The organism is Ruegeria sp. AL7, from assembly GCF_056536105.1.
In genome coordinates this window covers 2,579,102-2,591,564 of sequence record NZ_JBQFJF010000001.1, presented here as the reverse complement: position 1 = coordinate 2,591,564, position 12,463 = coordinate 2,579,102, and the positions used below count along the sequence as shown (strand labels likewise).

At 58.8% G+C, this 12,463-nt stretch carries 11 protein-coding genes; 2 read left to right on the top strand and 9 right to left on the bottom strand.

Going from position 1 to position 12,463, the window contains the following annotated elements; genetic code table 11:
* On the top strand, positions 1-1,452 hold the full coding sequence (locus tag ACR3E2_RS13030) for a nodulation protein NodH (protein ID WP_480482489.1): 1,452 nt from the start codon (positions 1-3) through the stop codon (positions 1,450-1,452).
* On the opposite strand, the gene ACR3E2_RS13025 is transcribed toward ACR3E2_RS13030, so the two are convergent.
* From ACR3E2_RS13025 to hslO, 8 genes are all read right to left on the bottom strand, one after another.
* The gene (locus tag ACR3E2_RS13025) at positions 1,436-1,954 is read right to left on the bottom strand and encodes a L,D-transpeptidase family protein (protein WP_480482491.1); all 519 of its coding nucleotides are present in this window, start codon (positions 1,952-1,954) and stop codon (positions 1,436-1,438) included. The genes ACR3E2_RS13030 and ACR3E2_RS13025 overlap by 17 nt on opposite strands.
* Before the next feature lie 59 nt (positions 1,955-2,013).
* Positions 2,014-2,799 carry an ion transporter gene (locus ACR3E2_RS13020; protein WP_480482493.1) on the bottom strand — a complete coding sequence of 262 codons (786 nt, stop codon included), beginning with the start codon at positions 2,797-2,799 and terminating at the stop codon, positions 2,014-2,016.
* Positions 2,800-2,820: 21 nt separating this feature from the next.
* Entirely contained in the window at positions 2,821-4,050 is a 1,230-nt protein-coding gene (locus ACR3E2_RS13015; protein ID WP_480482495.1) for a class I SAM-dependent RNA methyltransferase, read from the bottom strand.
* A 39-nt stretch (positions 4,051-4,089) separates the two neighbouring features.
* Entirely contained in the window at positions 4,090-5,922 is a 1,833-nt protein-coding gene (locus ACR3E2_RS13010; protein WP_480482497.1) for an ABC transporter ATP-binding protein, read from the bottom strand.
* Entirely contained in the window at positions 5,919-7,757 is a 1,839-nt protein-coding gene (locus ACR3E2_RS13005; RefSeq protein ID WP_480482499.1) for an ABC transporter ATP-binding protein, read from the bottom strand. Before ACR3E2_RS13005 ends, ACR3E2_RS13010 begins: the two co-directional genes overlap by 4 nt.
* Positions 7,758-7,948: 191 nt before the next feature.
* Positions 7,949-9,103, bottom strand: a complete 1,155-nt coding sequence (locus ACR3E2_RS13000) for a CCA tRNA nucleotidyltransferase (protein ID WP_480482501.1) — start codon at positions 9,101-9,103, stop codon at positions 7,949-7,951.
* Positions 9,100-9,696 carry a CoA pyrophosphatase gene (locus ACR3E2_RS12995; protein ID WP_480482502.1) on the bottom strand — a complete coding sequence of 199 codons (597 nt, stop codon included), beginning with the start codon at positions 9,694-9,696 and terminating at the stop codon, positions 9,100-9,102. The genes ACR3E2_RS13000 and ACR3E2_RS12995 overlap by 4 nt, the downstream gene beginning before the upstream one ends.
* Positions 9,689-10,675, bottom strand: a complete 987-nt coding sequence (gene hslO / locus ACR3E2_RS12990) for an Hsp33 family molecular chaperone HslO (RefSeq protein WP_480482504.1) — start codon at positions 10,673-10,675, stop codon at positions 9,689-9,691. The genes ACR3E2_RS12995 and hslO overlap by 8 nt, the downstream gene beginning before the upstream one ends.
* 76 nt (positions 10,676-10,751) lie before the next feature.
* Between hslO and ACR3E2_RS12985 the strand changes: the two genes are divergently transcribed.
* On the top strand, positions 10,752-11,195 hold the full coding sequence (locus tag ACR3E2_RS12985; RefSeq protein ID WP_267363745.1) for an NUDIX hydrolase: 444 nt from the start codon (positions 10,752-10,754) through the stop codon (positions 11,193-11,195).
* On the opposite strand, the gene ACR3E2_RS12980 is transcribed toward ACR3E2_RS12985, so the two are convergent.
* Positions 11,192-12,463, bottom strand: a complete 1,272-nt coding sequence (locus ACR3E2_RS12980) for a PP2C family protein-serine/threonine phosphatase (RefSeq protein ID WP_480482506.1) — start codon at positions 12,461-12,463, stop codon at positions 11,192-11,194. The genes ACR3E2_RS12985 and ACR3E2_RS12980 overlap by 4 nt on opposite strands.

The following is a 12,463-nucleotide window of genomic DNA, read 5'->3' as shown; positions in this document are numbered from 1 at the left end:
ATGCCAGCCAATTTTGACTACTTCGTTGTTCTGGCTGCCATGCGCACAGGGTCGAACCTTCTTGAGGCCAATCTGAACGCGCTGGAAGGGGTTTCCTGCCATGGCGAAGCCTTCAACCCGCATTTTGCCGGCAACCTGAAGTCCGATACCCTTCTGGGTCTGTCGCTGGAAGACCGCGACGCAGATCCGATGCGGCTGTTGAAGGCAATCAGGTCGGCACCGGGCGACTTGAACGGTTTTCGATATTTCCAGGACCATGACCCACGCATTCTGAAGCCAGTGCTGAACGATCCACGCTGTGCCAAGATCATTCTCACACGCAATCCGCTGGACAGTTTTCTGTCCCTGAAAATCGCACGCGCCACGCAGCAATGGCTGCTGAAGAACGTGAAGCGCCGCGTCAATGCCCAGGTTGCGTTCGACGGGCTTGAGTTTTCTGAGTATCTCGATCAGGTCCACGGCCACCAACACATGTTGCAGCGGCATTTACAGAAAACCGGTCAGACTGCCTTTTTCATCACCTATGACGACCTGGCCGAGTTGGACGTTCTGAACGGTCTAGCCGCATGGCTGGGGGTTGAGGCGCGGCTGAGCAAGCTGGACGACACTCTGAAACCGCAAAACCCGGCACCTGCCGTATCGAAGGTCACCAACCCCGATGAGATGCAAGACGCCCTGTCCAGGTTGGACAGGTTCGGATTGCACCAGCCCACCCGTTTCGAGCCAAACCGAGGGGCGGCGGTACCGCAATATATCGCCGCAGCCAGATCAAATTTGATGTATTTGCCCATTCGCGGCGGAATAGAGCCTGTTATCGCGCAATGGATGGCCGAGCTGGATGGCTGTTCTGCGGACGATCTGGTCACAAACCGGAACCGCAAGAAAATCCGCGCCTGGATGCAAGACCACCCCGGACACCGGAAGTTCACCGTGTTGCGCCACCCGCTGGCACGGGCGCATTCGGCGTTTTGCCAGTACATTCTGGATACCGGGCCGGGCAGTTACAAGATGGTTCGCAATTACCTGCGCAACCGCCTTGACCTGCCGATCCCCGGGCAGGTGCGCGACACCAATTACTCGGTCGAACAGCATCGGGATGCGTTTCTGGCGTTCCTCGGGTTCCTGCGCATGAACCTCAACGGTCAGACGCCGATCCGCGTTGACGGGACGTGGTGCAGCCAGTCCCGCACGCTGGATGGTATTGCCAGCTTTTTGATGCCGGACCTGATTCTGCGGGAAGAAGAGCTGACCACGGCTCTGCCGGATCTGGCCCGCTCAACAGGCCACCCCAATCCGCCGGTTCCCGGCCCGTGCGCGCAAGATGTTCCGTTTACGCTGGATCAGATCTATGACGAACAGCTTGAAGCGCTGGCATCCGAGGTCTACCAGCACGACTATGAAACATTCGGGATTGCAGCGTGGGCGCCTGTGCCCCCTAAGGGCGCAGGGTGATCAGCGTCCCTCGGTTGACCATCGCATAGATTTCTTCGATCTCGTCATTCTTGACCGCGATGCATCCCGCGGTCCAATCCGGAGTTTTCTTGGCGCGTTTGAACTCGGATCGTAGATTTGGCTGCCCGTGAATGAAGATGTCCCCACCGGGATCAACTCCCGCAGCCTTAGCCTTGGCGATGTCCTGAGAGTTGGGATACGATATCCCGATAGACAGGTGATACCGGCTGTTGGGGTTGTGCCGATCGATCAGGTAACTTCCTTCGGGCGTACGACCGTCTCCGCGTTTGGTTTTGGTACCGTTTGGCGCAAACCCCAGATCCACATCATATTCCTTGAGGATTTCTTCATGGTGCAACAAATAAAGTTTGCGCGCGCCCTTGTTGACCACCAGCGAGGTGACCTCGGGCCCATTATAGGTCAAAAAATTTGGACGGGCTGATGCACAAGCCGATAGGCCCAGCGTTGCTACCGCCCCCAATCCGAATGCTCGACGATCCATGTTTCACTGCCTGCTTTGTTTTTTGGGGCTTATTATGCCAAAAAATGCGAAAACTGAAATCACTTTTTGATGTTTAAGTTTTCGGTCAGATGTCGTTCGATGCTTTCCAGCCGTTCCAGAACCTCATCACGATACGCGTCTGTTTTGACCTCATCCTCGGCATGATGCGCATCCTGCATGGAATTCACGATCAGACCCACCAATAGGTTAACCACGGCAAAGGTTGTGACCATGATGAAGGGGACGAAGAACAGCCAGGCATAGGGATAAACCTCCATCACCGGGCGGACGATCCCCATAGACCAGCTTTCCAGCGTCATGATCTGAAACAGTGTATAGGCTGACCGGCCAAGATCGCCGAACCAATCCGGGAAGGTTGCCGAGAACAGCTTGGTTGAGATCACGGCACCGATATAGAACAGAATTGCCATCAGCAGGAAAACACTGGCCATTCCCGGTAGGGCCGAGATGAACCCTTCAACCACCCGGCGCAGTCTTGGCGCAACGGAAATCACGCGCAATACCCGCAGGATTCGCAGGGCCCGCAGAACCGACAGGCCTCCGGCGCTGGGAACAAGCGCAATGCCGACGATCAGGAAATCGAAATTGTTCCAGCCGTTTGTGAAAAACCTGCGTCCGGTCGCGGTCAGCTTCATGGCGATTTCCGCCACAAAGATCGCAAGGCACAGCTTGTCCAGCATCACGATCAGCGGCCCGGCGGCTTCCATCAGGGTCGGCGACGTCTCCATCCCCAAAAGCACTGCGTTAAAGATGATGACAGCCGTTATGAATTGCCCGAATGCGGGCGCTTCGATGATGTTCAGCAAACGCTGTCTGAAACCCATGGGTCGCTTTCTCCTGTTTGATCAAGATGCGGCGTTCAGGGTAAACCGCGCAGCAAGTTCCGTATGTGACGACCATCGAAACTGGTCAACGACCTGCACCCATTCAAGGGTGTAGCCTGCGTTAACCAATATTTTTGCATCGCGCGCGAAGGTGACGGGGTTGCACGAGACATAGGCAATCACCGGGCGTCTGGCCTGTACCAGCTCGGCCACCTGTGCCTCGGCACCAGCGCGGGGCGGGTCCAGAACGACTGCGTCAAACGATTTCAGTTCATCCGGCATCAATGGACGACGGAACAGGTCGCGGGCCTCGGTCGTCACGCGTTTCAGACCTTGCGCCCTGCGCCAGCCCTGATCCAGCGCCTGCACCATGTCCGTGGCACCTTCGACCGCGTGAACCTCGGCTTTTTCTGCCAGAGGCAATGAGAATGTGCCGCTGCCCGCAAACAGGTCAACAATTTGTTTCGCACCCCGTGTTGCCTCGGAAACGGCCTGTAATAGAGCCTGTTCTCCGTCCTTGGTCGCCTGAAGGAAGGCACCGGGTGGTGGCGTGACGGCGGCGGCCCCAAAGCGCTGAACCGGAGCGTGGCGCATGGCGATCACTTCACCATCCCAGCTGAGCCGCGCCAGACCATGTTTTTCGGTTTCCTGCGCGAGTGCCAGTTCCAGCGGCCCATCCAGGGGCTTGCCGCCCTTGACGGCCACATCCAGCCCGCCTTCGGACAGGGTGAGCGTGACGGCCAAGACGCCCTTGCGGCTGCCGCCCAGAACCGCCAGCGCCTCGGCCACGGGAATTGCGGCGATCAGGGCCGGGTCAAGCAATAGGCAATCCGGGATTTCGGTGATCGTATCCGATGCACGTCCATGGAACCCGGCCAATGTACCTTTCTTGGTCCGCCTGACGGCAATCGTGGCGCGTCGGCGTGAGTGTTCGGGAGATGTGTGTGTCGGACGCATCGGCGCCTCAAGCCCCTGCGCGAACAGGGCGTTGCGGACAATGCTCAGCTTCCAGTCGGCGACAAACGCGTCGGAGGCGTGTTGCAGCTGACAGCCGCCGCAGGCTTTGTAATGGCGGCACGGGGCTTTCACCCGGACATCAGACGGTACTTCGACGCGGATATCGGTCAGCACCTGATCAACAAGGGTGCCGCTGACAACCTCACCCGGAAGGGTGCGCGGAGCGTAAATGGGCCCATCAGCGATGCCGTCGCCCTGATGGCCGAGCCGGGTGATTGTGTATTTCTGCGTCATGAGGGGCCTGATAGCCGGGCTTTGGGTTCAACAAAACCCTTATTCGGCAGCTTCCGCCTGAATGAAACCACCAGATTGCCGATGCCAGAACCGGGCATAAAGCCCGCCCTGATCCAAAAGATCCTCGTGCGTTCCGGTTTCCACGATTTGCCCCTGATCCAGAACGATGATCCGGTCCATCTCGCTGAGCGTCGACAATCTGTGGGCGATGGCCAGAACGGTTTTGCCCTGCATCACCCGATGAAGCGCCGATTGAATCGACGCCTCGACCTCGGAATCAAGGGCTGAGGTTGCTTCGTCCAGAACCAGAATTGGCGCATCCTTGAGAATGGCGCGTGCAAGGGCGATCCGTTGCCTTTGGCCACCGCTGAGCTTTACGCCACGCTCGCCCAGATGAGCGTCATAGCCGGTGCGGCCATGGCCATCCTTGAGGCTCAGGATGAAGTCATGCGCTTCGGCCTTGATTGCTGCTTCGATCAACTCGGCCTCGGACGCGTCCGGGCGACCATAGAGGATGTTTTCGCGGGCGGACCGGTTGAACATCGCCGTTTCCTGCGTGACCATGCCGATCTGGCGGCGCAAACTGTCCTGCGTGACCTGCGACACGTCCTGCCCATCGATGCAAATAGCGCCATTTTCCCTGTCATAGAGCCGAAGAAGCAGCGAAACGAGCGTTGATTTACCCGCCCCTGAGGCGCCGACAATCCCCAGCTTCTCGCCCGGTTTCACAGTCAGCGTCAGGTCCGTAACACCGCCCACATCCCGGCCGTATGCAAAACTGACATCTTCAAACGAGATGGATCCTTCGGTCACATCAAGATCCTTCGCGCTGCGCGCATCATCGACCCTGTCCCGTCTGGCCAGCGTCTTCATCCCGTTTTCAATCTCGCCCACATTGGCATAGAGGCCCATCAACGTGAAGCTGACCCATCCGGTCATCTGCGAAATCCGGACCGACACCGCGCCAGCGGCAACGATGTCACCTGCGGTTGCCATTCCGAACTGCCATAACCACAGCGTCGCCCCCAGCAGGAGAACAGGCAGAATGCCGGCAAGCGCCATCAGGACGAACCGGAAACTGGCCGACAGCTTGCCGAACGCCAGTGATTTTTTCCGCAGCTCGACCATTGAATGCCGCGCGGCCTGATCTTCGAAATCCGAGTGTGCAAAAAGCTTGACGGTTTTGATGTTGGTGATCGTGTCAACCACCTGCCCCGAAACCATCGCCCGCGCCCCGGCGCGTGCGGCCGAGCGCATGCGAATACGCGGAAGGTACCAGCGCACAAGCAGGAAATAGACCACCAACCAGGCCGCAAAAGGCAGCATCACCAAAGGATGAATAGACCCTAACAAAAGCAAAGAGCCCACCAGCGACGCCAATGCAAACACTATCGCACTGATCGTTTCGGACACGACCGAGGCCATGGCGTTCGACGTTTGCATCTGTTTCTGGGCAATGCGCCCGGCGAAATCATCGTCGAAATAGGTGACAGACTGGCCCAACGTCCAGCGGTTCAGCTTGGCCAGCACCAAAGGCGTGATGTTGGGCATCACGATATAGTTGTTGGAAATCGAAGACAGCCCAAACAGGATCGGGCGCAGCAACATGAAAAACACCACCGCCCCAAAGATCATCCACATATTCCCGGCGGTCATGAAATGCTCGGGCCCGCTGGATGTTGCAACATCAATCACTCGCCCCAGAATCCACGCTGTTCCAGCCTCCATCGCGCCTGCCAGGGCCGAAAAGAACGCGGCGACAAACAGCATGGGCCAGGCGCCCGAAAGGCTCCAGCGAATAAACGCCCCCAATGTCTGCGGCGGGGGCGTTTCAGTGGTCCTGAACGGATAGATGAGATCGGCAATCTTCATTCAGCGGCCTCCGGGTTCATGAAGCCGCCAGATTGCCGCGCCCAGAACTGCGCGTAAAGGCCACCCTGTGCCAACAGGTCAGAATGCCCGCCCTCTTCGACAATGCGGCCCCCGTCCATCACCAGAATGCGGTCCATTTGCGCAATGGTGCTGAGCCGGTGGGCGATGGCAATCACGGTCTTACCTTGCATCATTCCGTAGAGCGTTTCCTGAATTGACGCTTCGACCTCGGAATCCAGTGCCGATGTCGCCTCGTCCAGCAAAAGGATTGGTGCGTCCTTCAGGATCACCCGGGCCAGCGTTACCCGCTGCCGCTGACCACCAGACAGCTTTACGCCCCGCTCACCCACATGCGCGTCATACCCGGTGCGCCCCTGCGGGTCCTGCAGGTCAAGGATGAACGCATGCGCTTCGGCCTGTTTGGCTGCGGCAATCATCTGCGCCTCGGTCGCGTCCGGGCGGCCGTAAAGGATGTTGTCGCGCACAGACCGGTGCAGCAGCGCACTGTCTTGCTGGACCATGCCGATATGGCTGCGAAGGCTGTCCTGTGTGACACCCGCAATGTTCTGATCATCGATCAGAATGGCACCGCGTTCGACGTCATAGAACCGCAAAAGGAGCTTTACCAGGGTCGATTTCCCGGCACCCGACCGCCCAATGAGACCGACCTTTTCGCCGGGCTGAATGGTCAGGTTGATGTGGTCAAGCCCACCGGCCTCGCGCCCGTAATGGTGCGAGAGATCGCGAATCCGGATCTCACCCCTGGTCAACCGCAGGGGTTTGGCTTCGCGCGCGTCAAGCAGGTCGATGGGTTGGGCAATGGTCTCCATCCCCTCGGCCACGATACCAAGCTGGCGGAAAAAGCTGGTCAGCGCCCACATGATCCATCCGGTCATGGCGTTCAGGCGCAGGGTCAGCGCGGTTGCTGCCGCAACGACGCCAACCGAAGCGGAACCCTGCATCCACAGGGCAATTGCCCAACCCACGACACCAACGATCAGCACCCCGTTCAGGGTAACCAAAACCGCATCCATGATGGTGAAAATCCGCATCTCGATCTGGAATGTCCGGCGGGTTTCCTCGATCGCTTCACGGGCATAGTCCAGCTCTTGCGGGCCATGGGCGAACATCTTGACGGAATGAATGTTGGTATAGCTGTCCACGACGCGGCCCGTGACGGTTGACCTCGCATCGGATGCCGCCTTGGACGCCGGCCCGACACGGTGAACAGTCCAGCGCACCAGCATCGCGTAGAACGCAAACCAGATCAGCAGCGGGATCAGCAGGCGCGCATCCGCCGCATAAAGCAGGATTGCCGCCCCGATCAGGTAAGCCAGTGAAAAGGAAATCGCGTCAAAGACCTGAAAGATCACCTCACCGGCCGCGGGCGGTGTCTGCATGATCCGGTTGGCAATCCGCCCGGCAAAATCATTCTCGAACCAGCCAACCGACTGACGCAGAACGTGCTTATGGGCGCGCCAGCGGATCAGAGTGCCAAAGTTCGGCAGAATCGTGTTGTTCAGGATCAGTACGTCGACCAGATGCAACAAAGGGCGCAGAAACAGGACAAAGGCCGCGATCAACAGCAGCTCGGTCCCGTGGTTCTGCCACACCTCGGTTGGTGTGCCGCCCAACAGGTCAACGACACGACCCATATAATAGATCAACCCAATCTCGACACCGGCGACGATAATGGAAATCAGCGCAGCCCAGACAAACACCCGATAGAACGGGCGCGAATAGTCCAGCAGAAACGGCCACAGCCGGGTCGGCGGCGCGTCAGCCTCATGATAGGCGACAAAAGGGTCAACAAGGTTTTCGAAATAGCGAAACATGGAGTGTGCTCCGATTGAGCAGAGATAAAGACGTGCGAAGACAGATGGCGCCTGAACACCACCCTTTACGGGGCAAGTGTCCCGGCTTTAGCCGAACCAGATCCCGTAATACATTCGCATTCCTCCATCCATGTGACGGGCGCACCTAACCACAATGGACCAAAGTTGTCATCCCCTTTTGAGACTAAACATTAACTTGCAAGCAAGTCCTCGCGCGACAGCGCAAAACCCGACGCGATCCACCGGCTTTCAAGCTCGGCCAGCTTTTGGCCCAGCGCCGGTCCGGTAAACCCGGGGATCAGGTCTTTGGCTTGTATCGGGAAACGCGCGGCTGCGCCTGCGTGCAGGTCCTGTCTGAAGCTTTCGGACCAGGGCTGTTCAAAAAAAGCGCACCGCAAAAGGGTTTTGTTCAAACCGCCTTCGTCACCATACCGATAGCCCAGTTCAGCCACGCTGGTGGTTGACTGCGCTTCGCTCCGCATTCCGGTCAGGCGTTGCAGTTGCGAACGGCTCAGGCGCAGGGTTGCGGCGTCATCGGGTGTCGCGATGGCCGCCAGACGGCGCACGGGGTTCGGTTCGGCACCTGCCGCATGTTCCAAAGCGACCAGAGGAGCCAGTGACCGGTTATCCGCGCCCGGCAGCAATTTTGCCAATACGCCCGTGCTGCGCATCGTCGCAATGGCCGGGGCCGGATCAGGCGCGCCCAGCAGCTTCAGCAGTTCCGCCCCGACGCGTTCCCGCGACAACGAGGTCAGCCCGTCAAGATTGGCACCAATGGCAGCCAGCGCGTCCGGGTCGAAACCGGCATCCGGGTCCCCATACCAGGCGTGAAACCGGAAATAGCGCAGTGAACGCAGATAGTCTTCGCGAATGCGGTCCTCAGCCTCACCGATGAACCGCACCCGCCGGGCCTGAAGGTCGGGAAGCCCGCCAAGCGGGTCTAACACAGTGCCATCGGGCCTTGCATAAAGTGCATTCATGGTAAAATCGCGCCGCGCAGCATCTTCTTCGACGTGATCGGAAAAGGCGATGACGGCGCGGCGGCCATCGGTTTCGACGTCACGCCGGAAAGTGGTGATCTCGTGCGGGATACCGGCGCTGACCACTGTAATCGTGCCATGGTCGATACCGGTGGGGATGGCCTTGAGGCCCGCAGCCTGCGCCATCTCGACAACCTGTTCAGGCCGGGCATCAGTGGCAATGTCGATATCCGACACCGGCGCGCCCAGCAGCGCATTGCGCACGCACCCACCCACAAAAAGCGCCTGCGCCCCGGATGAGGTCAGGGCGGCGCATACCTTTTGGGTCGCCGGTTCGCTGACCCAAAGCTCCTCAATCTGCATCATTCATTCACCCGCGCTGCAAGCCCGCGCAATATGCGGGCCGTCGCACCCCATATGTAATAAGGGCCGTACGGAACTGTGTAATATCTGCGTTTTTGTCCGCGCCAACGGCGCGATTCCACCAGATAATTCTTGGGATTCAAAAGATGCGCAAGGGGGGTCGAAAAAACTTCGTCGACTTCGCCGGGTTCCGGAACAGGTTGAAATCCCTTTCGAAGAACGGCCACCACGGGTGTGACCGTGAATGAAGTGACAGTTTCATGCGTCGGCAGGTAACCCAGAATTTCGGGAAGGTCCGCGGGAAGGCCGATCTCTTCCTGTGCTTCGCGCAGGGCCGTTGCCGTGACATCCGCATCCCCTTCGTCCTGTTTGCCACCGGGAAACGCGATCTGACCCGGATGATGCTTGAGGGCCGAGGACCGTTTCGTCAGGATCACCCGAGGGGTGTCATCCGCAAGCGAGATTGCAACCAGAACCCCCGCCGGGCGCAGGCGGCGGCCGGGTGGCAGGACAGTATCCGGGTTCAGGTCAAAATCGCTGGACCCGTGACCGGGACGGCGCAGCGCCGTCCGGATCTGTTCAATCGGGTCAAGCACCCTTTCGGTCTTCGGCTTCAAAGCCAACCGTTGACGGGTCAAGCACATAGTGTGCGCCGCAGAACTGGCAATCGGCGGTGACCTGACCTTCGGGCGTCGTCATCTTTTCGAGGTCTTTTGCCGAATAGATCGACAGGCTCTGCCGTACCCGGTCTTCGGAACAGGTGCAGCCAAACTGCACGGACTGCGCATCAAAGACCCGTGGCTGTTCTTCGTGGAACAACCGGACCAACAAATCAGTCGGCGCAATCGAAGGACCGATCAGCTCAAGATCCTCGACTGTGTCCAGCAGGATATTGACCCGGCCCCAGTTCTCGCCCTCTTCGCCGTCGACCAGATCGCTGGCGGTCAGGATCTCGCCATTGCCCTCACCCGAGGCGGCAAATGGCGAAGCTTTGGGCATATGCTGCAACATGATGCCGCCGGCACGCCAATGTTCATCCACGCCGGGCTCGGTCGATTTGCCAAAGCTCAGCGAGAACCGGGTTGGCAGCTGCTCGGACTGTGCAAAATAGGCCTCGGCACAGGCGCTGAGAGAGGCTCCGGTCAGCGGAGTGATGCCCTGATATGGCTGTGTGCCTTCGCCCTGATCTATCATGATGGCAAAATACCCTTCACCCACCTGATCGAAGGGTGTCGCATCTGTCAGCCGGTCACGGTCAAAGCTGGCATAGGCCCGGATCTGCGCCGGCTGGCCTTCGGCCTTGGGTGCGTAATAGTCGGTCGCAATCATGCGCACAGGCCCCTTGGATTGCACCTGCAACGACAGTTTCCAACGCAGCGCAACCGTCTGCCCGATCAATGCGGTCAGCAGGGCCATCTCGGCCACCAGCGCCTCGACCTGTTCGGGGTAGTCATGTTGCTTGAGGATGCCATCCAGCACACCATCCAGACGAGCCACACGGCCACGCATATCCGATACATCGAGTTGAAAGGGCAGGACGGTATCGTCCCACGCGATTTTCGTTCCAAGAGACATGGGGTTTCCTTACGCGCCACAGGTTGGCATACCGGCACCATATAGGTCGAACAGATTAGGTTGTAAGGGGCCATACATGATCAGGCGGTTCGGTGAAACCCCAGAGCCGGGGCGGAAATACACGCGACGGGTCGGTGTTTATGCACTTTTGCCCCGCAGAAGTCACCTTTTGCTGACCTGCCAGACAGAACCCGGACCCGACCTGCAATTGCCCGGCGGAGGTATTGATCCGGGCGAATCACCCGTTACCGCCCTGCATCGCGAAGTCTTTGAAGAAACCGGGTGGCTTATTGCGGCGCCCCGGCGGATTGGTGCCTTTCGGCGCTTCACCTATATGCCGGAATATGACCTGTGGGCCGAGAAGGTCTGCCTGATCTATCGCGCCCGCCCCGTGCGACGCATAGGCCCGCCGACCGAGGCGTTTCACGAAGCGCTGTGGATGGAAACTGCTGACGCCGTCGGTTTACTGGGAAATGACGGTGACCGGCACTTTGCTGAATTGCATCTCGGGTCGCTTTAAGGTCCGTTATATTCAAAAAAGACGGCCGAGACATCATCGCCGATGCCGTCTTTGGGTGACATCACTTGCGTCAAACGCCAGAACATGTCGTCCAGAAACTCTGACCCGCCCCTTTCCGACATGCTCTGTTGGGCCATCTGACGCAAACCGTCTTCTTCCAGCAAGCCACCACCAGCCAGTTGGCATTCGGTAAACCCGTCCGAGTACAACAGCAGCTTGTCGCCGGGCTGCATCTGCGTCTCGACTTGTTGAAAGCGCGCATCTTCGATCAATCCTATGGGCAAGCCTCCGTCACCAAGAAACTCGGCGCGGCCACCCTGCCGCAGCAGCAGGGGGTGCGGATGCCCGGCCTGTACCATTTTCAGATGCCCGTTGCGCAGGTCGACGATGGCGTAAACCATCGTAAAATACTCTTCGATGCCTTCATCGGCCATCAGGCGGGAATTGAGCGTTTCAGCCACGTATTTCGGTGGAAGAAGTGCATAAAACTTGTCGAACCTCCGCTCCATCGCGACGTTCTGGTCAAAATGCTTGCTGGACAGATACCCCCCCAATCGCGCCGTCATCATGGCCGAGGTGATACCATGGCCGGATACGTCGATGCTGTAGAACCCAAGCCGGTTCACCCCGGGCGAGAACATCCCCACCAGATCACCACCGATATGACCACAGGGTTTCAGCAACAGACTGACTTGTGACTTCCCGAATGACCGGGTCAGTTCGGGAACCAGCGATTCCTGAATTTTTCGCGCCTGCATCAGGTCCTTGTCGATCGCGTCATGCGCCAGCCTGAGTTCCTCGAGCGCGGATTCAATCAGGCGGTTTTTCTGTGAGAGCTCGCGCTGCATGTCCAGAATGCGCGCACCGGCTGAAATCCGGGCGCGCAATTCGTCCGCCTCAAGCGGCTTGATCAGAAAATCGTCGGCCCCGGCATCCAGACCGCGCGCGACCTCCTGCTTTTCGCTTTTGGATGTCAGAAGGATGAAATAGCTGTATTGATCCGTTTCCAATGCCCGAAACGCACAGCAAAATTCAAGGCCGCTCATCCCCGGCATGACCCAGTCGCTTAGCACAAGATCGGGCGGATTATCGACGCAAAGCGCCAAAGCGGCATGGCCTGTATCGGCCTCGATCACCTCGAACCCCCACTTCCTGAGAGAGGCCACCAGAATGCGCCGTTGCAGGCGACTGTCATCCACCACCAGCACCGTGCGGATCGCGCCGAAATCCAGATCAGCTCTGGTTTCCTCAAGACTCGCCCCCGGCAC